At 72.0% G+C, this 23,611-nt stretch carries 19 protein-coding genes; 6 read left to right on the forward strand and 13 right to left on the reverse strand.

Annotation, left to right across the window (positions count from 1 at the left end; all coding sequences use genetic code 11):
• Positions 1 to 76 precede the first annotated feature (76 nt).
• Positions 77 to 3,991 carry a glycoside hydrolase family 2 TIM barrel-domain containing protein gene (locus tag HZS56_RS10535; RefSeq protein ID WP_216720470.1) on the forward strand — a complete coding sequence of 1,305 codons (3,915 nt, stop codon included), beginning with the start codon at positions 77 to 79 and terminating at the stop codon, positions 3,989 to 3,991.
• A gap of 45 nt (positions 3,992 to 4,036) precedes the next feature.
• Here the strand turns inward: HZS56_RS10535 and HZS56_RS10540 are convergent, their stop codons facing one another.
• Positions 4,037 to 4,399: an ArsR/SmtB family transcription factor gene (locus tag HZS56_RS10540; protein ID WP_216720471.1), complete on the reverse strand. Its 363-nt coding sequence runs from the start codon at positions 4,397 to 4,399 to the stop codon at positions 4,037 to 4,039.
• Positions 4,400 to 4,490: 91 nt separating this feature from the next.
• Between HZS56_RS10540 and HZS56_RS10545 the strand changes: the two genes are divergently transcribed.
• The 3 genes from HZS56_RS10545 (at position 4,491) to HZS56_RS10555 (ending at position 8,580) form a co-directional block, all read left to right on the forward strand.
• Positions 4,491 to 6,404: a heavy metal translocating P-type ATPase gene (locus HZS56_RS10545; RefSeq protein WP_216720472.1), complete on the forward strand. Its 1,914-nt coding sequence runs from the start codon at positions 4,491 to 4,493 to the stop codon at positions 6,402 to 6,404.
• Between the two features lie 137 nt (positions 6,405 to 6,541).
• Positions 6,542 to 8,038 (forward strand): DNA-3-methyladenine glycosylase 2 family protein, encoded by a 1,497-nt coding sequence (locus tag HZS56_RS10550; RefSeq protein WP_301543004.1) that lies wholly within the window; start codon positions 6,542 to 6,544, stop codon positions 8,036 to 8,038.
• 59 nt (positions 8,039 to 8,097) lie between these two features.
• Positions 8,098 to 8,580 carry a methylated-DNA--[protein]-cysteine S-methyltransferase gene (locus HZS56_RS10555; RefSeq protein ID WP_216720473.1) on the forward strand — a complete coding sequence of 161 codons (483 nt, stop codon included), beginning with the start codon at positions 8,098 to 8,100 and terminating at the stop codon, positions 8,578 to 8,580.
• 10 nt (positions 8,581 to 8,590) lie between these two features.
• Here HZS56_RS10555 and HZS56_RS10560 read toward each other — a convergent pair whose 3' ends face one another.
• A complete protein-coding gene (locus HZS56_RS10560) occupies positions 8,591 to 9,085 on the reverse strand; it encodes an NUDIX domain-containing protein (protein ID WP_216720474.1) in 495 nt (164 codons plus the stop codon).
• Positions 9,086 to 9,294: 209 nt separating this feature from the next.
• On the opposite strand from HZS56_RS10560, the gene HZS56_RS10565 reads away from it, so the two are divergent.
• Positions 9,295 to 10,419, forward strand: a complete 1,125-nt coding sequence (locus HZS56_RS10565; RefSeq protein ID WP_216720503.1) for a glycerate kinase — start codon at positions 9,295 to 9,297, stop codon at positions 10,417 to 10,419.
• Positions 10,420 to 10,684: 265 nt separating this feature from the next.
• Here the strand turns inward: HZS56_RS10565 and pssA are convergent, their stop codons facing one another.
• The 9 genes from pssA to HZS56_RS10610 all read right to left on the reverse strand — a co-directional run bounded on the left by pssA (position 10,685) and on the right by HZS56_RS10610 (position 21,642).
• A complete protein-coding gene (gene pssA / locus HZS56_RS10570) occupies positions 10,685 to 11,503 on the reverse strand; it encodes a CDP-diacylglycerol--serine O-phosphatidyltransferase (RefSeq protein ID WP_031037634.1) in 819 nt (272 codons plus the stop codon).
• A gap of 22 nt (positions 11,504 to 11,525) precedes the next feature.
• Positions 11,526 to 12,182 (reverse strand): phosphatidylserine decarboxylase, encoded by a 657-nt coding sequence (locus HZS56_RS10575; protein ID WP_216720475.1) that lies wholly within the window; start codon positions 12,180 to 12,182, stop codon positions 11,526 to 11,528.
• Positions 12,183 to 12,352: 170 nt separating this feature from the next.
• Positions 12,353 to 13,567: an acyl-CoA dehydrogenase family protein gene (locus HZS56_RS10580; protein WP_216720476.1), complete on the reverse strand. Its 1,215-nt coding sequence runs from the start codon at positions 13,565 to 13,567 to the stop codon at positions 12,353 to 12,355.
• A gap of 3 nt (positions 13,568 to 13,570) precedes the next feature.
• On the reverse strand, positions 13,571 to 14,083 hold the full coding sequence (locus HZS56_RS10585; protein WP_216720477.1) for a MaoC family dehydratase: 513 nt from the start codon (positions 14,081 to 14,083) through the stop codon (positions 13,571 to 13,573).
• Positions 14,084 to 14,088: 5 nt separating this feature from the next.
• Positions 14,089 to 15,063 (reverse strand): HpcH/HpaI aldolase/citrate lyase family protein, encoded by a 975-nt coding sequence (locus HZS56_RS10590; protein WP_216720478.1) that lies wholly within the window; start codon positions 15,061 to 15,063, stop codon positions 14,089 to 14,091.
• The gene (locus tag HZS56_RS10595) at positions 15,060 to 17,087 is read right to left on the reverse strand and encodes an ethylmalonyl-CoA mutase (RefSeq protein WP_216720479.1); all 2,028 of its coding nucleotides are present in this window, start codon (positions 17,085 to 17,087) and stop codon (positions 15,060 to 15,062) included. Before HZS56_RS10595 ends, HZS56_RS10590 begins: the two co-directional genes overlap by 4 nt.
• Before the next feature lie 10 nt (positions 17,088 to 17,097).
• Complete coding sequence (ccrA, locus tag HZS56_RS10600) at positions 17,098 to 18,441, reverse strand: crotonyl-CoA carboxylase/reductase (protein ID WP_216720480.1); 1,344 nt, start codon at positions 18,439 to 18,441, stop codon at positions 17,098 to 17,100.
• Positions 18,442 to 18,788: 347 nt separating this feature from the next.
• Positions 18,789 to 19,604 carry a TetR family transcriptional regulator gene (locus HZS56_RS10605; protein ID WP_253914042.1) on the reverse strand — a complete coding sequence of 272 codons (816 nt, stop codon included), beginning with the start codon at positions 19,602 to 19,604 and terminating at the stop codon, positions 18,789 to 18,791.
• A 232-nt stretch (positions 19,605 to 19,836) separates the two neighbouring features.
• Entirely contained in the window at positions 19,837 to 21,642 is a 1,806-nt protein-coding gene (locus tag HZS56_RS10610) for a 3-hydroxyacyl-CoA dehydrogenase family protein (protein ID WP_216720482.1), read from the reverse strand.
• 376 nt (positions 21,643 to 22,018) lie between these two features.
• On the opposite strand from HZS56_RS10610, the gene HZS56_RS10615 reads away from it, so the two are divergent.
• On the forward strand, positions 22,019 to 22,612 hold the full coding sequence (locus HZS56_RS10615) for an adenylosuccinate lyase (protein ID WP_216720483.1): 594 nt from the start codon (positions 22,019 to 22,021) through the stop codon (positions 22,610 to 22,612).
• A gap of 48 nt (positions 22,613 to 22,660) precedes the next feature.
• Here the strand turns inward: HZS56_RS10615 and HZS56_RS10620 are convergent, their stop codons facing one another.
• Together HZS56_RS10620 and HZS56_RS10625 are read right to left on the reverse strand one after the other, a co-directional pair.
• Positions 22,661 to 23,164, reverse strand: a complete 504-nt coding sequence (locus HZS56_RS10620) for a GNAT family N-acetyltransferase (protein ID WP_216720504.1) — start codon at positions 23,162 to 23,164, stop codon at positions 22,661 to 22,663.
• A gap of 38 nt (positions 23,165 to 23,202) precedes the next feature.
• A complete protein-coding gene (locus HZS56_RS10625; protein ID WP_216720484.1) occupies positions 23,203 to 23,601 on the reverse strand; it encodes a RidA family protein in 399 nt (132 codons plus the stop codon).
• Positions 23,602 to 23,611 lie beyond the last annotated feature (10 nt).

The following is a 23,611-nucleotide window of genomic DNA, read 5'->3' on the forward strand; positions in this document are numbered from 1 at the left end:
TGTATTTCCCCAACGTCAACTGCTGTCCCAGCACCGTGCGTTGAGCCGCCCCCGAAGCCCACGGAAGGCCACGGTCATGCCGCACTCGCCCGTGTCACCCGCAGGATCCCCCCTCCTCCCCGCCCGCCCGGTCGTCAGCCGCCGCCGTCTCCTGGAGGGCGGTGCCGCCGTCCTCGGCGCCCTCGCCCTGTCCGCGTCCGCACCGGCGTCCGCGTCCGGACGCCGGGCGGCGGCCGACGCCGCGACGCCGGAGTGGAAGGACTTCGACGTCTTCCGGGTCGGCACCGAGCCGCCGCACACCACGCTCACCCCGTACCCGGACGTGAGATCGGCCCTCGCCGGCGACCGCGCCGGCTCGCCGTACCGGCTCAGCCTCGACGGCAACTGGAAGTTCGCCTACGCCGACCGCCCCGAGGACCGCGACCCCGACTTCCACCGCACCGACACCGACGACGGCGACTGGGACACGATCCCCGTACCGTCCGTGTGGCAGCTGCACGGCCACGACTTCCCGATCTACCTGAACATCACCTACCCGTACTGGGGCCCCAACGGCCTCGGCGAGGACCCGCAGCCGCCCGCCGCGCCGACCCGCTACAACCCGGTCGGCCAGTACCGGCGCACCTTCACCGTGCCCCGCGACTGGAAGGGCCGCCGCACCTTCCTCCACTTCGAGGGCGTCAAGTCCGCCCACTACGTGTGGATCAACGGCGAACTGGTCGGCTACGACGAGGACTCCTACACGCCCTCCGAGTACGACATCACCGACCACCTGAAGCCCGGCACCAACCAGATCGCCGTCGAGGTGTACCGCTACGCCGACGGCGACTGGCTGGAGGACCAGGACATGATCCGGCTGAGCGGCATCTTCCGCTCGGTCCACCTCTACTCCACACCCGCCGTGCACCTGCGCGACTTCCGCCTCGACACCCCGCTCGACGACACCTACACGGACGCCGAACTGGCCGTCACCGCGAGCGTGCGGGCGTACGGCGAGGGCGGCACCGGCCGCTACACGGTCGAGACCCAGCTCTACGACGCCCGCGGCCACGCCGTCTGGGCCCGGCCGCTGGAGCAGCCCGTCGACGTGGGCGGGGCGGGCGCCGGCGAGGACGTCACCGTGCGGGCCGCGAAGGCCGTGCCGAAGCCCCGGCTCTGGTCGGCCGAGCACCCGAACCTCTACACCGCGGTGCTCCGCCTGCGGGACCCCGCGGGCAAGGTGACGGAGACCCTCTCCCACCGGGTCGGCTTCCGCGAGTTCGTGCTCAGGGACGGCCTGATGCGGATCAACGGCGAGCCCGTCTCGCTGCGCGGCACCAACCGCCACGAGATGCACCCCTCCCGCGGTACCGCCCTCACCCGCGAGGACATGGTCGAGGACATCAGAATCATCAAGCGGATGAACATGAACAGCGTCCGCACCTCGCACTACCCGAACAACCCGTACTGGCTGGAACTGGCCGACGAGTACGGCCTCTACCTCGTCGACGAGACCAACCTGGAGACCCACGGGATCAACACCGAGTACCCGGGCGACCACCCCGACTGGACCACCCTCTGCGTGGCCCGCGCCCAGAACATGGTCCACCGCGACAAGAACCACGCCTCGGTCGTCATCTGGTCGCTGGGCAACGAGGCGGGCGGCGGCAGCACCTTCAACGCCATGCACGACTGGATCCGCTCCTACGACTCCACCCGCGTCATCCAGTACGAGAGCGACGACAGCCCCGGCATCAGCGACATCCGCTCGAACATGTACGACACCCCGCAGCGTGTCGAGGAACGGGCCCGGGACACCTCCGACACCCGGCCCTACGTCATGATCGAGTACGCCCACTCGATGGGGAACTCGACCGGCAACCTCAAGAAGTACTGGGACATCGTGCGCGCCCACGACGTCCTCCAGGGCGGCTGGATCTGGGACTTCGTCGACCAGTCCCTGTACACGCCCGTGCCCGCCCGCACCCTGCTCACCGAGGAGGGACCCGCCGGGCTGCGCGGCGAGATCCTCGCCACCCGCGGCACCCTCGACCGGGACAAGGGCCTGTCCGGCATCACGGTCTTCGAGCGCGACGACAGCCTCGACCTCACCGGCTCGCTGACCCTGGAGGCCTGGATCACCCCGCACGTGACGGGGTACCACCAGCCGATCGTCGCCAAGGGCGACACCCAGTACGCGCTCAAGCAGAACGGCCGTACGCTGGAGTTCTTCATCCACTCCGAGGGCCAGTGGATCACCGCGACCTGGGACGTGCCGGACGACTGGACCGGCCGCGAGCACCACCTCGCGGGCGTCTTCGACGCGGACGCCGGTGCCCTCACCCTGTACGTCGACGGCGTCGAGCGCGCCACCCGCACCACCGACCGGCGCCCCAGCAGCAACACCGCGCCCCTCTCGCTCGCCACCGACGCCGACAACCAGATCCGCGAGTTCAGCGGCACCGTCCGCCGCGCCCGCGTCTACGCCCGCGCCCTCCCCGCCGCCGAACTGGCCTCGGACGACCGGGGCCCCGGCGACGACGGTGTCCGGTTCTGGTTCGACGCCGCGAGCGTGAAGAGCGAGAAGAAGCGGCCCGGCGACAAGACCTTCCTCGCCTACGGCGGCGACTGGGGCGACAACCCCAACGACGGCGCCTTCGTCGCGGACGGCATCATCACCGCCGACCGCGGGCACACCGGCAAGGCCGCCCAGGTCAAGCGCATCTACCAGGCCGCCCACGCCGCCCGCACCCCCGGCGGCGGCCCCGGCGACGTCACCCTCACCAACGAGTACCTGTTCACCAACCTCCGCGAGTTCGACGGCCACTGGGCACTCGTCGCCGACGGCAAGGCCGTACGGCGCGGGAAGCTCACCCGCGACCAGCTGGACGTGGCCCCGGGCGCCGGCAAGAAGATCACCGTCCCCGTCCGGCTGCCGCACGACCCGGACCCCGGCACCGAGTACTTCCTGGAAGTCTCCTTCACCACCCGGGAGTCCACCCCCTGGGCGAAGGCCGGCTTCGAGGTGGCCCGGACCCAGCTGCCCGTCGAGTCCGACGCCCCCGCCGTGGGAGCCGCGCGGCTGCGGAGCGTCCCGGCCCTGCGCCACGAGGACCGCGACCAGGAGGTCAGGGTCACCGGCAAGGACTTCTCGGTCACCGTCGACAGGCGCACCGGCACCCTCACCTCCTACGAGGTGAAGGGCACCCGTCTGATCACCTCGGGACCGGTGCCCAACTTCTGGCGGGCGCCCACCGACAACGACAAGGGCAACGGCCAGCACACCCGCAACCAGACCTGGCGCGACGCGGGCGCCCGCCGGAAGGTCACCGACGTCGCCGTGCGGGCCCTCGGCGACCGCGCCGTCGAGATCGAGGTCACCGGCACCCTGCCCACCACCGCCGAATCGGCGTACTCCACGACGTACACGGTGTTCGGCAACGGCGAGATCAAGGTCGACAACACGCTGCACCCGGGCTCCGCGAGCCTGCCGTACATTCCAGAGGTCGGGACGATGCTGTTCCTGCCGCGCCGGCTGGACCGTCTGCACTGGTATGGCCGCGGGCCCGAGGAGAACCACTGGGACCGCAACGACGGCACGGACGTGGGCCTGTACTCCGGGACCGTCGCCGAGCAGTGGACCCCGTACATCCGCCCGCAGGAGAACGGCAACAAGACGGACGTCCGCTGGGCCGCCCTCACCGACCGCCACGGCGCCGGCCTGCTGGTCTCCGGGGAACCCCTGCTGGAGGTCAACGCCTCGTACTTCACACCGGAGGACCTGTCGGCAGGGGTCCGGCACGACTACCAGCTGACCCCGAGGGACGAGGTCGTCCTGCGCCTGAACCACCGCCAGATGGGTGTGGGCGGCGACAACAGCTGGGGCGCGCACACCCACGACGAGTTCAAGCTCTTCGCCGACCGGGACTACGCGTACACCTACCGGCTGCGCCCGCTCACCGACGTCCGCGACGCGACGCGCGCCTCGCGGCGGCCGACGGCGACGGAGTAACCGGGCAGGTCAGGAGGCAGAGACAGGAGGGGAGCAGCGGCGCCGTCAGCCGGCGGCGTCGCTGATCCCCAGCCGCAGGTGCTCGACGTGGTACACGGCCTGGTCGAGCAGCTCGGCGACATGGTCGTCGTGCAGGGCGTACACCACCGAACGCCCCCGGCGCTCGCCGACCACCAGGCCGAGGTTGCGCAGCAGCCGCAGCTGGTGCGAGCAGGCCGACTGCTCCATGCCCACCTCCGCCGCCAACTCGGTGGCGGGGAGCGGTCCTTCGCGCAACCTGGCCAGGATCAGCAGCCTGGACGGGGTGGAGAGGGCCTGGAGGGTCGTGGCGACCTTCGCGACGTTCTCCGCGTCCAGGCGCACCCGCTCGGCGGTGTCCTTCGCGGGGGTGGCGGCTCCATGACCCATGAGGTCATCCTACGCACCGGCCGACGAGACCTGGACGGACGTCCGAATGAAAGCATGAATCAGTCTTCATGTGTTCCTGTATGGTGGGCGCGTGTCCACGACCCTCGCCACCGCTCCCGCGACCGCGCCCGCCGCCCCGGCGCCGCCCCGCCGCCGCACCCGTGTCCTCGCCCTCGCCGAGGCCCGCTGGGCGCTCGTCTCCCTCGTGGCCTTCCTCGCGGCCCTGCCCCTCCACCTCGGCTCCGCCCCCGCCTGGGCGTACGGACCGCTGTACGCGATCGCCTACGCCGCCGGAGGCTGGGAGCCCGCCCTCGAAGGCCTGCGGGCGCTGCGCGAGAAGACCCTCGACGTCGACCTGCTGATGATCGTGGCGGCCCTGGGCGCCGCCTCCATCGGACAGGTCCTCGACGGGGCCCTGCTGATCGTCATCTTCGCCACCTCCGGCGCCCTGGAGGCCCTGGCCACCGCCCGCACCGCCGACTCCGTGCGCGGCCTGCTCGACCTCGCGCCCACCACCGCGACCCGGGTCCGCGACGGCCGCGAGGAGAGCGTCCCGACCGCCGAACTCGCCGTCGGCGACACCGTCCTGGTCCGCCCGGGGGAGCGGATCGGCGCCGACGGCACGGTCCTGGACGGCACCGGCGAGGTCGACCAGGCCACCATCACCGGCGAGTCGGTGCCCGCCCTCAAACGCCCCGGCGACGACGTGTTCGCCGGCACCCTCAACGGCACCGGCGCCCTGCGCGTCCGGGTCGGCCGCGACCCCGCCGACTCGGTCATCGCCCGTATCGTCACCCTGGTCGAGGAGGCGTCCCGCACCAAGGCGCCGACCCAGCTGTTCATCGAGAAGATCGAGCAGCGCTACTCGGTCGGCGTGGTGATCGCCACCCTCGCCGTCTTCGGCATCCCGCTCGCCTTCGGCGCCGGCCTCACGGACGCCCTGCTGCGCGCCATGACCTTCATGATCGTCGCCTCGCCCTGCGCGGTCGTCCTCGCGACGATGCCGCCGCTGCTGTCCGCCATCGCCAACGCGGGCCGGCACGGCGTCCTGGTGAAGTCCGCGGTCGCCATGGAACGCCTCGGTGCGATCGACACCACCGCCCTCGACAAGACCGGCACCCTCACCGAGGGCACCCCCGAGGTGACCGCCGTACGCCCCCTGGCCGACTCCGGTGTGGACGAGGACGGGCTCCTCGCCCTCGCCGCCGCGGCCGAGCACCCCAGCGAGCACCCGCTGGCCCGCGCGATCGTGGGCGCCGCCCGCGGACGTGGCCTGCCGGTCGCCGCCGCCCAGGACTTCACCGCCGTCCCGGGACACGGAGTCACGGCGCTCGTCGACGGCCACCGCGTCCACGTCGGCCGCGCCGACACCCCCGAGGGCGCCGAGACCACCGTCCGCATCACCCGCGACGGCACGCCGCTCGGCACCCTCGCCCTCACCGACCGCCTCCGCGCCGACGCCGCCCCCGCCACGGCCGCGCTCACCGCCCTCACCGGCACCGCCCCCGTCCTGCTCACCGGCGACCACCCGGCCGCCGCCGCCCGCGTCGCCGACGCGACCGGCATCACCGACGTCCGCGCCGGCCTGCTGCCCGAGGACAAGGTCGAGGCCGTACGGGAGGGCGAGCGGGCCGGCCGCAAGGTGCTCTTCGTCGGCGACGGCGTCAACGACGCCCCCGCGCTGGCCGCCGCGCACGCCGGCGTCGCCATGGGCCGGGCCGGTTCCGACCTGGCCCTGGAAGCCGCCGACGCGGTCGTCGTGCGCGACGAACTGACGGCCGTACCCGCCGTCGTACGCCTCTCCCGCCGCGCGCGCCGGCTGGTGCTGCAGAACCTGGCCGTCGCCGGGGCCTTCATCACCGTCCTCGTCCTGTGGGACCTGATCGGCCACCTGCCGCTGCCGCTGGGCGTCGCGGGCCACGAGGGCTCGACCGTACTGGTCGGCCTCAACGGTCTGCGGCTGCTGCGCGAGTCGGCCTGGCGGCAGGAGCGATCCGGCGGGTGACCGGCCGGGGCATCACCCGGGGTGTCCACTCTTGGTTCCCCCGGTGATCCGCGGGTGATCCGCAGGAGTCCAGCAAGGAGCACGTCCATGTCGGATTTCCGCCAGCCCCGGCCCGGCCGGTGGACCATCCTGGAGACATGCAGACGGGAATGCACACCGACACCGAGCGCTGCGTGCGCGCTGTCCGGTCCAAGGACGCGCGCTTCGACGGCTGGTTCTTCACGGCCGTCCTGACGACCGGGATCTACTGCCGCCCCAGCTGCCCCGCGGTGCCGCCCAAGCCCGGGAACATGACCTTCCACCCGAGCGCGGCGGCCTGCCAGCAGGCCGGGTTCCGGGCGTGCAAGCGCTGCCGTCCGGACACCAGCCCCGGCTCGCCCGAGTGGAACCGGCGCGCCGACCTCACCGCCCGCGCCATGCGCCTGATCGCCGACGGCGTCGTGGACCGCGAGGGCGTGCCCGGGCTCGCCGCCCGCCTCGGCTACAGCACCCGGCAGGTCGAACGCCAACTCCTCGCCGAACTGGGCGCCGGCCCTCTCGCGCTCGCCCGCGCGCAGCGCGCCCAGACCGCCCGGCTGCTGATCGAGACCACCCCGCTGCCCATGGCGGACGTCGCCTTCGCGGCCGGCTTCGCCTCCGTCCGCGCCTTCAACGACACGGTCCGCGAGGTCTACGCGCTCTCCCCGCGCGAACTGCGCACCCGCGCCCCCGGGAGCCGCCGCGCCGGCACCGCCCCGGACCCCGCCCCCGGTACCCTGTCCCTCCGCCTCCCCTTCCGCGCCCCGCTCAACCCCGACAACCTCTTCGGGCACCTCGCCGCCACCGCCGTACCCGGCGTGGAGGAGTGGCGGGACGGCGCGTACCGCCGCACCCTGCGCCTGCCCTACGGTCACGGCATCGTGGCCCTCACCCCGAACCCCGACCACATCGCCTGCCGCCTCACCCTCGGCGACCCGCGCGACCTGACCGTCGCCATCAGCCGCTGCCGGCGGCTGCTCGACCTGGACGCCGACCCGGTGGCGGTCGACGACCAGCTGCGTGCCGACCCCCTGCTCGCGCCGCACGTCGACAAGGGGCCCGGCCGGCGTGTCCCGCGCACGGTCGACGAGGCGGAGTTCGCCGTACGGGCCGTGCTCGGCCAGCAGGTCTCCACCGCCGCCGCCCGCACCCACGCGGCCCGCCTGGTCATCACGCACGGCGAGCCGGTGGACGACCCCGAGGGCGGCCTGACCCACCTCTTCCCGTCCACCGGGGCGCTCGCGGCGGTGGACCCGCAGACCCTGGCCATGCCCCGCACCCGCCGCACGACCCTCACCACCCTGGTGGCCCGGCTGGCCGACGGCTCGCTCAACCTGGGCGTCGAGTGCGACTGGGCCGAGACCCGCGCCCGCCTTCTCGACCTGCCGGGCTTCGGCCCCTGGACCGCCGACGTCATCGCCATGCGCGCCCTCGGCGACCCCGACGCCTTCCTCCCCACCGACCTCGGCATCCGCCGCGCCGCCGCCGACCTGGGCCTGCCCGCCACCCCGGCCGCGCTCACCGCCCGCGCGGCGGCCTGGCGGCCCTGGCGGGCGTATGCCGTCCAGTACCTGTGGGCGACCGACAGCCACCCGATCAACTTCCTGCCCGTATGAAGCCCTCCGGCGAAATCCCGCCGGTACACACCTCCCGTGCACCCCTCCGAGGACCCACCGTGAAACAGCACACCGTGATCGAGAGCCCCTACGGCGCGCTCACCCTCGTCGCCGAGGACGGCGTCCTGTGCGGCCTCTACATGACCGGCCAGCGCCACCGCCCGCCCGAGGAGACCTTCGGTGAGCGCGACGAACGCCCCTTCGCCGAGGCAGCGGAGCAACTGGCGGCCTACTTCGCCGGTGACCTGAAGGACTTCGGCCTCACCCTGCGCCTGAACGGGACACCCTTCCAGCGCACGGTCTGGGACCAGCTCCGCAGGATCCCGTACGGCGAGACCCGCACCTACGGCGAACTCGCCGGCGCCCTCGGCAACCCGGCCGCCTCCCGCGCCGTGGGCCTCGCCAACGGACGCAACCCGATCGGCATCATCGTCCCCTGCCACCGCGTCATCGGCGCGAGCGGCGGTCTCACCGGCTACGGCGGCGGCCTGGAACGCAAGCAGCGCCTGCTGGACTTCGAACGGGGCTCGGCGCTCTTCTGACCGGACGGGGTCAGTGGTCGACCCGGACGCCGTTCTCCAGCTCGGCCGTCCCCGATCCGTCCGCCAGCACGTCCAGGGCGGCCAGCACCCGGCCGTGCAGCGTGCCGAGCAGGTGCTCGCCCAGCTCCTCGCGCGGCACCAGCTTCCAGGACAGCAGCTCCTCCTCCTGCAGCCGGATCGCCTTGAGGTCGTCCTCCGACAGGACCCCGCCGTCGTAGAGGTACGCGACGATCGGCGGCCTGCCCACACCGTTCACCCAGTCCACCGCGAGCAGTCTGCCGATCCGCAGGTCGAGACCGATCTCCTCGAGGGTCTCGCGCCACGCGCCCCGCCGCGGACCCTCCCCGTCGTCGGACTCGATCGTCCCGCCCGGCAGCGCCCATCCCTCGCGGTAGTTGGGCTCGACGAGCAGCACCCGCCCCCGGGCGTCCCGGAAGACGGCGGCGGCGCCGGCGAGGACACGGGGGAGGCCTGCGATGTAGGCGGCGTAGTCGGCAGTGCTCATCCCGGAAGCCTAACGAGCGGGCGCCCCGCGACGGGAGCACGACCTGGCGGGGCGGGTGCACGGCCGGTTCCACGGTGTGGTCGGGGGGCATGACGGCCCGGGTGTCCTCCGGTTAGGGTCGCAGCGGCGCGACTGCCTTGACGTGCGCAAGGCTCGGAGAGCAAGGGGAGATCAAGGTGGCTGACGCTGCTGTGGACGGGACCCGCCGGGTGCTCGTCGCCGCGGACAAGTTCAAGGGATCGCTGACGGCCGTCGAGGTCGCCGAGCGGGTCACGGCAGGGCTGCGCCGTGTCGTGCCGGACGTCCGGGTGGAGGCGCTGCCCGTGGCCGACGGCGGCGACGGCACGGTGGCCGCGGCCGTCGCGGCCGGGTTCGAGCGCCGGGAGGTGCGGGTCTCCGGTCCCCTCGGCGACGAGGTGACGGCGGCGTACGCGCTGCGCGAGGGCACCGCCGTGGTGGAGATGGCGGAGGCCGGCGGACTGCACCGGTTGCCGGGCGGAATCCTCGCCCCGCTCACCGCGTCCACGTACGGCTCGGGCGAGCTGCTGCGGGCCGCGCTGGACGCCGGGGCCCGGACCGTCGTCTTCGGGGTGGGCGGCAGCGCCACCACGGACGGCGGTGCCGGCATGCTGACCGCGCTGGGCGCGCGGTTCCTGGACGCGGACGGGAAGCCCGTGGCGCCGGGCGGCGGCGGCCTCGCAGGGCTGGTCTCGGCCGACCTGTCGGGGCTTGACCCGCGGCTGGCGGACGTGGAGCTGGTGCTCGCCAGCGACGTCGACAATCCGCTCACGGGACCGAAGGGGGCCCCGGCGGTCTACGGGCCCCAGAAGGGCGCCACGCCGGACGACGTGACGGCCCTGGACGCGGCCCTCGCGCACTTCGCGAAGGTGCTGGAGGCGACGGAGGGCGTGGGCGCGCGGGCCGCCGGGTACGCCGTGTCCCCGGGCGCGGGCGCGGCGGGCGGCATCGGGTTCGGCGCGATGCTGCTGGGCGCCCGGTTCCGGCCCGGCATCGAGGTGATGCTGGACGTGCTGGGCTTCGCGCCGGCGCTGGAGCGGGCGGACCTGGTGATCACCGGGGAGGGCTCGCTGGACGAGCAGACCCTGCACGGCAAGGCCCCGGCGGGCGTCGCGGCAGCGGCACGGGCGGCGGGCAAGGAGGTCGTCGCGGTGTGCGGGCGCCTCGCGCTGCCGGCGGAGGTGCTGGGGCGGGCCGGGATCCGTCGGGCGTATCCGCTGACGGATGTCGAGCCGGACGTCGCGAAGTGCATCGCGGATGCCGGGCCCATCCTGGAGCGGGTAGCTGAGTCCATCGCGCGGGACTTCGTCGCGTAGCGGAGTCTCACCCCGCCGCCCCTTCCGATTCCCGACCCTGGGGGCTCTGCCCCCAGACCCCCGTTTCGGCCCTGAACGGGTCTCGTCCTCAAACGCCGGACGGGCTGGATGGCTCACCCCTCTCCCCACCGAGTCGGGTGGTGGATGGGCATAGGCCCGGGGGTCTGGGGGCAGAGCCCCCAGGGACGCCGACACCGACGCCGGGGCCCGCGCAAACAGAAGGGCCCCGAACCCGACCCGGGTCCGGGGCCCGCTCAGCGGAGCGCTACGGCAACTGCGCCGCCCGCGCCTCCCGGCGATTGTCACGGAAGTTGTTCACCCGGCGGGCCGTGGCGAACAGGGGGATCACCGCACCCATCACCAGCTGCAGCGCGCACCCCGTCTGCAGCAGCAGCTGTCCGCTCGGTGCGTCGAAGGCCCAGCCCGCCAGCAGCCCCATCGACAGGACGATCCACGACAGCATCGCCACGGCGAGGCGCCCCCGCGGCTTCGGGTACTCGACCCGGCTCACCATCAGCCAGGCCGTGCCGATGATGGCGAGGAGCGTCGCCACGAAAGGCAGTTCGAGCAGCACGATGGACACGACCGTCAGTGCGCCGAACGGCGACGGCATGCCCTGGAAGGTGCCGTCCTTGACGGTGACGCAGGAGAACCGCGCCAGCCGCAGCACCACCGCAAGGAGCACCACGATCGCCCCCACCGCCGCCACCCGCTGGTAGGCGTCGTCCGCGACCATGCCGTAGACGAGGACGAAGTACGCCGGCGCGAGGCCGAAGCTGATCAGGTCGGAGAGGTTGTCCAGCTCCGCGCCCATCGGCGAGCTGCGCAGCTTGCGGGCGACCAGTCCGTCGAACAGGTCGAAGATTGCCGCGCACAGCATCAGGATGACCGCGGTGGCCGCGCTGTGCCGCGCCATGCCCGACTCGTCGCTGCCCATGAGGTGCGGGATGAGGATGCCGGTGGTGGTGAAGTACACCGCCATGAACCCGCACGTGGCGTTGCCGAGCGTGAGCGTGTCCGCTATCGAAAGGCGGAGCGAGAGCGGCATCTCCTCCTCGTCGTCCACCTCGTCTGCCTCCGGCACCCATCCCGCCTGGGTCTGTGGATCAATCACGGTCAATGCGAGTCACCCCAGCCACCGTCTTCTGCCCCACCTCGACGTCGACCTCCACGCCCTCCGGCAGGTACAGGTCGACGCGGGAGCCGAAGCGGATCAGACCGACCCTGTCGCCCTGCTCGACCTTGGTGCCCTGCGGCACGTACGGGACGATGCGGCGGGCCACCGCGCCGGCGATCTGGATCATCTCGATGTCGCCGAGCTCGGTGTCGAAGTGCCACACGACGCGCTCGTTGTTCTCGCTCTCCTTGTTGAAAGCAGGAACGAAGCCGCCGGGGACGTGCTCGACCGACGTCACCGTGCCCGACAGCGGGGCGCGGTTCACGTGGACGTTGAGCGGGCTCATGAAGATCGCGACGCGGGTGCGGCCGTCCTTCCACGGCATGATGCTCTGCACCACTCCGTCGGCGGGCGAGACGACCCGGCCGTGGGTGATCTCGCGCTCGGGGTCGCGGAAGAACCACAGCATCCCGGCCGCGAGCGCGGTGGCGGGGACGGCGACGGCCTTGGCGGTGCCGGAACGGCGGGCCCGCAGAAGGCTGACGGCTGCGGTGGCGACGGTCGGCAGGAGCCACGGCGAGGCTCCGCGCGCGAGGCGTACGCCGGCGAGGCTGTCGCGGGGTGCAGAGGTTTGGCTGTGGGGCATGGATGACCTTCGTAGCGGATGATGCCGCGCTCTGACGGGGGACGGCGGCTTTCCGGCGATCGTAGCGGCTTCCTGCCGCAACTGGGTAAGCCAGGAAGCCGAGTCGGCGGCCGAACACTGCCTACGGGGTGTGACCTTGTTCTCCAAGAAAACACCCCGTATCCGGACATCTAACCCTGGAATCGATACTCTTCGAGCAGTCGGCGGCCGATGATCATTTTCTGGATCTCGGCGGTGCCTTCGCCGATGAGCAGCATCGGGGCCTCGCGGTAGAGGCGCTCGATCTCGTACTCCTTGGAGAAGCCGTATCCGCCGTGGATCCGGAAGGCGTCCTCCACGACCTCCTTGCAGTACTCGGAGGCGAGGTACTTGGCCATCCCCGCTTCCAGGTCGTTTCGTTCGCCCGAGTCCTTTTTGCGTGCAGCGTTCACCATCATCGCATGCGCCGCCTCCACCTTGGTAGCCATCTCCGCCAGCTTGAACTGGATGGCCTGGTGCTGGGCGATCTGCTTGCCGAAAGTGTGACGCTGCTGGGCGTAGCGGACACCGAGTTCGAAGGCACGCTGAGCGACGCCGCAGCCACGGGCCGCCACATTGACGCGGCCCACCTCGACACCGTCCATCATTTGGTAAAAACCTCGGCCGGTGGTGCCGCCGAGGACCCGATTGGCCGGAATGCGCAGGCCGTCCATGACGAGCTCGGTGGTGTCGACGCCCTTGTAGCCCATCTTGTCGATCTTGCCGGGGACGGTCAGGCCGGGTCGGACCTCGCCGAAGCCGGGCTCCTTCTCCACCAGGAAGGTCGTCATCGACCTGTGGGGCGCGGCGGCCGCCTCCGAGGGGGAGTGACCCTCGTCACTCTTCACCAGGACGGCCACCAGGGACGACGTACCGCCGTTGGTGAGCCACATCTTCTGGCCGTTCAGGACGTACTCCTCGCCGTCCTGCACCGCCTTCGAGGAGATCGCCGAGACGTCGGAGCCCAGCGCGGGCTCGGACATGGAGAAGGCGCCCCTGATGTCGCCGGCGGCCATGCGGGGCAGGAAGTGGTCCTTCTGTTCCTCGGTGCCGTGCTGCTTGAGCATGTACGCCACGATGAAGTGCGTGTTGATGATCCCGGACACCGACATCCAGCCGCGGGCGATCTCCTCGACGCACAGGGCGTAGGTCAGCAGCGACTCGCCCAGGCCCCCGTACTCCTCGGGGATCATCAGGCCGAACAGGCCGAGCTCCCTGAGCCCGTCGACGATGTCCTGCGGGTACTCGTCGCGGTGCTCCAGTTCGGTGGCGACCGGGATGATCTCCTTGTCCACGAAGTCCCGGACGGTGGAGAGGATCTCCTGCTGGACGTCGGTCAGACCGGCGGTCTGCGCGAGACGGGCCATCGCCTACTTCCCCTGTTCCTTCAGCTCGGGGCGGCCCGGCTGTTCGCCGCCGCGCTCCTTGATGTAGGTCGCGGTCGGCACCATCACCTTGCGGCGGAAGACGCAGACCAGCGTGCCGTCCTGCTTGTAGCCTCTGGTCTCGACGTGCACGATCCCGCGGTCGTTCTTCGACCTGGACGGCCACTTGTCGAGCACGGTCGTCTGGCCGTAGACCGTGTCGCCGTGGAAGGTCGGCGCCACGTGCCGGAGCGACTCGATCTCCAGATTGGCGATCGCCTTGCCGGAGACGTCCGGCACGGACATGCCGAGCAGGAGCGAGTAGACGTAGTTCCCCACCACCACGTTCTTGCCGAAGTCCGTCGTCTTCTCGGCGTAGTTGGCGTCCATGTGGAGGGGGTGGTGGTTCATGGTGAGCAGACAGAACAGGTGGTCGTCGTACTCCGTGACCGTCTTGCCCGGCCAGTGCTTGTACACCGCCCCGACCTCGAACTCCTCGTAGGTGCGTCCGAACTGCATCGCCCTCAGCCCTCCGGGATCTCGAACTTCGACGTGCGCCGCATGCCGGCCGCACGGCCCTTGCCGGAGACGACCAGCGCCATCTTGCGGCTGGCCTCGTCGATCATCTCGTCGCCGAGCATCGCCGAGCCCTTCCTGCCGCCCGCCTCGGACGTGTAGTAGTCGTACGCGTCCAGGATCAGCTCGGCGTGGTCGTAGTCCTCCTGGGACGGCGAGAAGATCTCGTTGGACGCCTCGACCTGGCCCGGGTGCAGCACCCACTTGCCGTCGAAGCCGAGGGCGGCGGCGCGCCGGGCGACCTCGCGGTAGCCGTCCACGTTGCGGATCTGCAGGTAGGGGCCGTCGATCGCCTGGAGGTCGTTGGCGCGGGCGGCCATCAGGATCTTCATCAGGATGAAGTGGTAGGCGTCGGCGGGGTAGCCGGGCGGCTGCTCGCCCACGACCAGGGACTTCATGTTGATGGACGCCATGAAGTCGGCCGGGCCGAAGATGATGGTCTCCACACGCGGGGAGGCCTCGGCGATCGCGTTGACGTTGTTCAGGCCCCGCGCGTTCTCGATCTGCGCCTCGATGCCGATCCGGCCGACCTCGAAGCCCATCGTCTTCTCGATCTGGGTGAGGAGGAGGTCGAGCGCGACGACCTGCTGGGCGTCCTGGACCTTCGGGAGCATGATGCAGTCCAGGTTCGGGCCCGCGCCCTCCACCACCGTCACCACGTCGCGGTACGTCCACTCGGTCGTCCAGTCGTTGACGCGCACGACGCGGGTCTTGCCGGTCCAGTCGCCCTCGTTCAGGAACTTGACGATCGTGTGCCGTGCCTCCGGCTTGGCGAGCGGCGCGCAGGCGTCCTCCAGGTCGAGGAAGACCTGGTCCGCGGGGAGGCCCTGGGCCTTCTCCAGGAAGCGGGGGTTCGAGCCCGGTACGGCCAGGCAGGAGCGCCGGGGGCGGAGCCGGTCGACCTGGGGAGCGGGGCTGGTCATGCGGGGACCTCCAGGGGGTCGAGCTTGTTCGCGTTCCGGATCTCGTCGACGATCCGGCCGATGATGCCGGTGATGTCGAAGTCCTTCGGGGTGAAGACCGCGGCCACTCCCGCGGCCCGCAGGTCCTCCGCGTCACCGTTCGGGATGATGCCACCGGCGATCACCGGGATGTCTGTGGCACCGGCCACACGGAGCCGTTCCAGGACGTCCGGCACGAGCCGCGCGTGCGAGCCGGACAGCACGGACAGGCCCACCGCGTGCACGTCCTCCGCGAGGGCGGCGTCCACGATCTGCTCCGGGGTGAGCCGGATGCCCTGGTAGACCACCTCGAACCCGGCGTCACGGGCGCGCACGGCGATCTGTTCGGCGCCGTTGGAGTGGCCGTCCAGGCCGGGCTTGCCGACCAGGAAGCGGAGCTTGCCGACGCCCATCTCCTTGGCCGTCAGCTCCACCCTGCGGCGCACCTCGGACAGCGCGGAGCCCTCCTCGGCGGTGACCGCGACCGGTGCCGACGACACGCCGGTCGGCGCCCGGAACTCGCCGAACACCTCGCGCAGCGCCCCCGCCCACTCGCCGGTCGTGGCACCGGCCCTGGCGCACTCCAGGGTGGCCTCCATGAGGTTGCCGGTGCCGCGCGCGGTCTCCTTCAGCCTCTCCAGGGCCTTGCAGGGGCGCGGGTGGTTGAAGGGCGGCTGGTAGCGCGTGTCGCGCCAGTTCTGCAGCGAGGCGACGACACGGGCCTCCACCGCCGGGTCGACCGTCTCGATCGCGGTGTCCAGGTCTGCGGTCAGCGGGTTCGGCTCGGTGCCCTCGAAGGCGTTGACACCGATGATCTTTTCCTCCCCGGACTCGATCCGGGCCCGGCGTTCGGCGTGCGAGGCGACCAGCTGGGACTTGAGGTACCCGGACTCGACGGCGGCCATCGCGCCGCCCATCTCCTCGATGCGGCCGATCTCCGCGAACGCCGCCTCGACCAGTTCGTCGACCTTCGCCCCGATCACCTTCGAGCCCTCGAAGATGTCCTCGTACTCCAGCAGATCGCTCTCGTGCGCCAGCACCTGCTGGATCCGCAGCGACCACTGCTGGTCCCAGGGGCGGGGCAGGCCCAGCGCCTCGTTCCAGGCCGGCAGCTGCACGGCACGCGCGCGGGCGTCCTTGGAGAGGGTGACGGCCAGCATCTCGAGCACGATCCGCTGGACGTTGTTCTCCGGCTGAGCCTCGGTCAGGCCGAGGGAGTTGACCTGGACGCCGTAGCGGAAGCGGCGGTGCCGGGGGTCCTCGATGCCGTACCGCTCGCGGGTGACGCGGTCCCAGATGCGGCCGAAGGCGCGCATCTTGCACATCTCCTCGACGAACCGGACTCCCGCGTTCACGAAGAACGAGATGCGGCCGACGACGTCGCCCATGCGCTCCTCGGGCACCTGGCCGCTGTCGCGCACCGCGTCGAGCACGGCGATCGCCGTGGACATCGCGTACGCGATCTCCTGCACCGGCGTGGCGCCCGCCTCCTGCAAGTGGTAGCTGCAGATGTTGATCGGGTTCCACCGGGGCAGGTGGGAGACCGTGTACGCGATCATGTCGGTCGTCAGGCGGAGCGACGGTCCCGGCGGGAAGACGTGCGTCCCGCGGGACAGGTACTCCTTGACGATGTCGTTCTGCGTCGTGCCGCTGAGCCTGGTGACGTCCGCGCCCTGCTCCTCGGCGACGACCTGGTAGAGGGCCAGCAGCCACATGGCGGTGGCGTTGATGGTCATCGAGGTGTTCATCTGCTCCAGGGGGATGTCCTGGAACAGCCGGCGCATGTCACCGAGGTGCGCGACGGGCACGCCGACCCGGCCGACCTCGCCGCGGGCGAGGACGTGGTCGGAGTCGTAGCCGGTCTGGGTCGGCAGGTCGAAGGCGACCGACAGACCCGTCTGGCCCTTGGCGAGGTTGCGCCGGTACAGCTCGTTGGAGGCTTCGGCCGTGGAGTGACCGGCGTAGGTGCGCATCAGCCACGGCCGGTCCTTGTGACGTTCGGTCACGCGGCGCTCCTCAGACGTTCCGGAAGCGGTTGATGGCGTCGGCGTGCTGCGCCCGCTTCTCCGGGTCGCGCACGCCCAGCCCCTCCTCGGGCGCCAGGCACAGCACGCCGACCTTGCCCTGGTGGGCGTTGCGGTGGACGTCGTGGGCGGCCTGGCCGGTCTCCTCCAGGGAGTACACCTTGGAGAGCGTCGGGTGGATCTTCCCCTTGGCGATGAGGCGGTTGGCCTCCCAGGCCTCGCGGTAGTTGGCGAAGTGGGAGCCGATGATGCGCTTCAGGGACATCCACAGGTAGCGGTTGTCGTACTCGTGCAGGTAGCCCGAGGTCGAGGCGCAGGTGGTGATGGTGCCGCCCTTGCGGGTGACGAAGACGGAGGCGCCGAAGGTCTCGCGGCCGGGGTGCTCGAAGACGATGTCGATGTCCTCGCCGCCGGTGAGTTCGCGGATGCGCTTGCCGAAGCGCTTCCACTCCTTGGGGTCCTGGGTGTGCTCGTCCTTCCAGAACCGGTAGCCCTCGGCGCTGCGGTCGATGATCGCCTCGGCGCCCATGGACCGGCAGATGCCGGCCTTCTGCTCGCTGGAGACGACACAGACCGGGTTGGCGCCGCCGGCCAGCGCGAACTGGGTGGCGTACGAGCCGAGTCCGCCGCTCGCGCCCCAGATCAGCACGTTGTCGCCCTGCTTCAGGCCGGCGCCGTTGCGGGAGACCAGCTGCCGGTACGCGGTGGAGTTGACCAGGCCGGGAGCGGCGGCCTCCTCCCAGCTGAGGTGGCCGGGCTTGGGCATCAGCTGGTTGGACTTGACCAGCGCGATCTCCGCGAGGCCGCCGAAGTTGGTCTCGAAGCCCCAGATGCGCTGCTCGGGGTCGAGCATCGTGTCGTTGTGGCCGTCGGACGACTCCAGTTCGACGGAGAGGCAGTGCGCGACGACCTCGTCGCCCGGCCGCCAGGCGTTGACGCCGGGGCCGGTGCGCAGGACGACGCCCGCGAGGTCGGAGCCGATGACGTGGTACGGCAGGTCGTGGCGCTTGGCCAGCTCGCTGGTGCGGCCGTAGCGCTCCAGGAAGCCGAAGGTCGACAGCGGCTCGAAGATCGAGGTCCACACCGAGTTGTAGTTGACCGAGGAGGCCATGACGGCCACCAGGGCCTCGCCGGGGCCGAGTTCCGGCAGCGGCACCTCGTCCAGGTGGATCGACTTGCGGGGGTCCTTGTCGCGGGTCTCGAGGCCCGCGAACATCTCCGTCTCGTCCTTGTGCACGGTGATCGCGCGGTACGACTCGGGGAGCGGCAGAGCGGCGATGTCGGCCGGCGTGGAGTCGGGCGACTGGATCGCGTCCAGGATGTCCTTCACGGTCACGGTGTTGCCTCCGGCGGTGAGCGCCCTGAGGGAGGGGCGCTGAGGGGTACGTCGGTGCTGCTGAGGTGAGGGTGGGTGCCTGTGACGCAGGCGTTCGGGCGCGCAGCGGATGAGGTGCGGGGACAGCCCGGACACCTTCAACGTATGACACCGCGTGTCACCTCGCAAGGCACTGAGTGCCAGAAACTGCCCTCAAGTGAATTCTTTACCCGACAGATGAGCGATGATCGATCGGAGTGCTGCCAGAAGGAGATCACGAACGGGACGGAAAACGGGACAGAAAGGGACGCCGACATGCAAAGACGGCCACCCGGTGGGTGGCCGTCGTCACAGGAGGGAAGGAACGGTCAGCGGTCCCTGAGCGCCTGCTCGATGGTGCGCATGACCTCGTGCAGCGGCGCGTCGGTCCGCGCGACCGTCACCAGTACCTCGTCCCGCACGGAGGCCGACGGCGCGTCCACGCGGCCGGGGGCCGTGGTGCCGCGCCCCGCTCCGATGCCCGTCCCGAAGGTCTTGCGGACGATCGCGAACGCGTGGTCGAGCTGCGCCTCGACGTCGCCCTGCCCGTCGGCCCGCAGCCAGCGCCGCAGCACGTGGTTGTGCGCGGTGACCACGGCGGACGCGGCCACCTCCGCGAGCAGCGGGTCGTCGTTGGCGTCGTCGTCGTGCGCGTGCTCGTCGAAGTGGCCGAGCAGGTAGCGGGTGAACAGGCGCTCGTAGCGGGCCACCGACGCGATCTCCGCCTCGCGCAGGGTGGGGACCTCACGCGTCAGCTTGTAGCGGGCGACCGAGATCTCCGGCCGGCCCGCGTACATCTTCATGACCTCCTTGATGCCCCGGCACACCGTGTCCAGCGGGTGCTCGTGCGCGGGCGCCGCGTTGAGCACCGCCTCGGCGCGCACCAGGGTGTCGTCGTGGTCCGGGAAGATCGCCTCCTCCTTGGAACGGAAGTGGCGGAAGAAGGTGCGGCGGGCGACTCCGGCGCGGGCCGCGATCTCGTCGACGGTGGTCGCCTCGTACCCCTTGGTCGCGAACAGCTCCATGGCCGCCGCAGCCAGTTCCCGGCGCATTCTGAGCCGCTGGGCGGCGGCTCGGCTGCCGGCCGCGCTCTCCGGCGCGTCGGGCGTGGCTGGTGTACGTGAGGACTTGGCGGGCTGGGGCATGAACCGAACGTACTGCATGTGCGCGCAATCATGCGCGTGACCGGGGATTCCCCCGCCCCCGCGGGGAGGCGGCCCGTCCTCGTGGGGAAGGCGGGACCCGTCCTCGCGGGGAAGACGGGATCCGTCCTCGCAGGAAAGGCGGGCCCCGTCCTCGCGGGGCGGGGGAGACCCGGACTGACCCAGCAGACCGCCCCAGTCCTCCCCGGTCGTCCGGAACCAGTCGCCCGGCCGCTCAGCGGCGGGCATGTTCGCGGAAGCCCCGGCCGGTCTTGCGGCCGAGGCAGCCCGCGGCCACCAGGTGCTCGAGCAGCGGTGCCGGGGCCAGCCCCGGATCGCGGAACTCCCGGTGCAGGACCTTCTCGATGGCCAGCGAGACGTCGAGACCGACCACGTCGAGCAGTTCGAAGGGGCCCATCGGATAGCCGCCGCCCAGCTTCATCGCCGCGTCGATGTCGTCGAGCGACGCGTAGTGCTCCTGCACCATCTTGACCGCGTTGTTGAGGTACGGGAACAGCAGCGCGTTCACGATGAACCCCGCCCGGTCGCCGCAGTCCACGGCGTGCTTGCGCACCTTCGCGCAGACCTCGCGGACGGTGGCGTGCACCTCGTCGGACGTCAGCACCGTGCGGACCACCTCGACCAGCTTCATCGCCGGGGCCGGGTTGAAGAAGTGCATGCCGATCACGTCCTGCGGGCGCGAGGTGGCGCGGGCGCAGGCGACGACCGGCAGCGAGGACGTGGTGGTGGCCAGCACCGCGCCCGGCTTGCAGGCCTTGTCCAGCGCGGCGAACAACTGCCGCTTCACCTCCAGGTCCTCGGCGACGGCCTCCACCGCCAGGTCCACGTCGGCGAAGTCGTCGTAGGACCCGGTCGGCGTGATCAGCTCCAGCGTCCGCGCGGCGGCCTCGGCACTCAGGCGCCCCCGGTCGACGGAGCGTGTCAGGGACGTGCCGATCCGTGCCTTGGCGGCCTGCGCCTTCTCCGCGCTGCGGGCGGCGAGCACCACCTCGTACCCGGCCTTGGCGAACACCTCCGCGATCCCGGACGCCATGGTGCCCGAACCGGCGACACCGACCGCGCGCACCGGACGGCCGGCGACCGGGGTGCCGCTCCCGCGCGGTGTCAGGGCGTCGGGCACGACGACCGCGCTGCCCGGTGCCTCGTAGGTGTAGAAGCCGCGCCCCGCCTTGCGGCCCGTCAGGCCCGCCTCGCTCAACTGCCTCAGGATCGGCGCGGGGGCGTGCAGGCGGTCGCGGGAGGCCGCGTACATGGCCTCCAGGACCGTGCGCGCGGTGTCCACGCCGACCAGGTCGAGCAGGGCCAGCGGCCCCATCGGCAGGCCGCAGCCGAGCCGCATCGCCGCGTCGATGTCCTCGCGGGAGGCGTAGCCGGCCTCGTACATCGCGGCGGCCTGGTTGAGGTAGCCGAACAGCAGGCCGTCCGCGACGAATCCGGGCCGGTCGCCGACCGCCACGGGCTCCTTGCCCAGGTCCTGCGCGAGGTCGGTGACCGCGGCGACGGCGGCCGGGGAGGTCAGCACCGAGGAGACCACCTCGACCAGGCGCATCGCCGGGGCCGGGTTGAAGAAGTGCAGGCCGAGCACCCGCTCCGGGCGCGACGAGTCGGCGGCGAGCCGCGTGACGGACAGGGCGTTGGTCCCGGTCGCCAGGATCGTCTCCGGGCGCACGATGCCGTCCAGCTCCCTGAAGACCTGCTGCTTGCTCTCGTACGACTCCGGGACCACCTCGATCACCAGGTCGGCACCGGCCGCCGCGCGCAGATCGGTGGAGGTGCGGACGCGGGCCAGGGCGTCGGCGCGGTCCTCGGCGGTGAGGCGGCCGCGCTCGACGGCGCGGGCCGTGGAGGACTCCAGCGCGGCGAGTGCCCTCGCGGTCTGCGCCTCGCCGACGTCGATGCCGACGACGTCGCGTCCGGCCCTGGCCAGGACCTCGGTGATGCCCGTGCCCATGGTGCCGAGGCCGACCACGGCGACGGTCCGGAGCGGGGACAGGGGGACGTGGGACGGGGGAGTGGCCATCGTGGGACTCCAGGAATGAGGGTGACGACGGAACACGCCCGGGCGCGCGACAGGCGTACCGGGTGTGTCGGGGAGAAGGAAGGAGTGCGGGTGGTGCCGGGCCGCATCGCGCACACGCCCGGTGCCGCGGCGGAGGGCGCTGTGACGCGCCCGCCCGGCGGCCTGTGACCGGCCCTGTCCCGGGGCCGCGTCCTGGTGCGGTACCCGAGGTACCGGACCGACTGTCCCTCGGCGGCCGCGTCACCAGACCACCGTGAGGGTGCAGCGGGTGGGTGTCCCGCTCGTCTGAGGTTAACTCGCGGGTAACGAGCGCGCCAGCCCCCCGGGTTCGTGATGCAGGTCCCAGACCCGGTGTGACGCCTCTAACCTCGGGGGCATGGACGAAGAGTTGCGATCGCTCACGGAGCGCTTACGGGCGGAGTCGGCGGCCTCGGGCGTGCCGGGCGCCACGGCGGCATACGACCGTCTCGTGGCGAGCGGGGACCACGACGAGCTGGCCCGAGTGCTCACCGAGCCCGGACATCCGCTCTGGGCCCGGGAACTGGCCGCCTTCCGGCTCGGGGTCGCGGGGGACCGGCGGGCCTTCGAGTCGCTCGTACTGCTGCTCAACCACCGCGACCCGCCGCGCTGCGCCTCGGCCGCCCACGCCCTCGCACGCCTCGGCGACCCCCGCACCGCGCGGGCCGCCGCCGCCCTCGCCACCAACGAACTGCGGGTCGCCTACGCCCTGCACCCGGTGCGGCTGCTGGTGGAGCTGCGGGCGCCCGAGGCGGTGCCCGCGCTGATCACCACGCTGGAGCGGCGGCTGCGCCCGCGCGACCCCTACCGGCGGGTGGCGCTGGCCTGCGTCGAGGGCCTCGGCGCCCTCGGCGACGACCGTGCCGGGCCCGTCCTCAACGACGCCCTGGCCCACCCCGCGCTCGCCGAGGCGGCGGTGCGGGCGCTGACCCGCATCCCTGGGCAGCGCTGAGGACCCGGCGGCCGCGGGGATGGCGGTGAGCGCGGGGGTGGCGGGCCGTCAGCCGGTGAGGTGCCGTGCGTACCGCACCTCGGGCACCGCCACTCCCTCCACCTCGAAGGGCTCCTCGGTGCCGTCGGGGCCGAAGCCCGACCGCTCGTAGAAGCGCCGGGCGCGGGTGTTGCCCCGGAGCACCCACAGGAGCATGCGGGTGTGCCCGGCCTCCCCGCACCGGCGCACCGCCTCCCCGAGCAGGGCCCGCCCGACGCCCGCGCCGGCCCGCCCGGGGTCGACGTAGAGCGCGTACAACTCGGCGTCGGCGGTACGCAGTTCGCCCTCGCGGTAGGGGCCGTGGACGGCCCAGCCGACGACCTGGCCGTCGCCGTCCTCGGCGACCAGGTTCACCGTGCCCTCCGGGGCGCGGGCGAACAGCGCGCGGCGACGCCCGGTCTCCTCCGCGGTGTCCATCGCGTCGAGGTACGACTGCGGCACCAGGCCCCGGTAGGCCGTCTGCCAGCCGCGGACGCGGATGCGGGCCACCTGCTCGCAGTCCGCGAGGAGCATCTCCCGCACCCGGACCCCGGCCCCCGAACGCGCGCCGCTCACGGGGCCACGACCGCGAGGGCCTCGATCTCCATCAGGAACTCCGGCCGCACCAGCGCGCCCACCTGCACCGCCGAGGCGGCCGGCAGCCGGTCGTCGGGTATGTGCTCGGCGCGGGCCGCGCGGATCGCGCCCAGGTGCGCCATGTCGGTGACGAAGAAGGTCAGCTTCACCACGTCGTCGAAGGTCGCCCCGGCCGAGGCCAGGCACCGGCGCAGGTTCTCGAAGACCTGGCGGGCCTGGGCCGCCGCGTCGACCTCGCCGACCACCCCGCCGTCCGCGTCCAGGGCGAGCTGCCCCGAGACGGCCACGAACCGCCCGGTGCCCAGCACGACATGGCTGTACTGCGCGGCGGGCGCGACGCCCTCGGGGGCGGTGATCCTGGTCAGCTCACTCATGCGTCCATCG

This window comes from Streptomyces mayonensis (assembly GCF_018982965.1).
Lineage (GTDB): Bacteria > Actinomycetota > Actinomycetes > Streptomycetales > Streptomycetaceae > Streptomyces > Streptomyces mayonensis.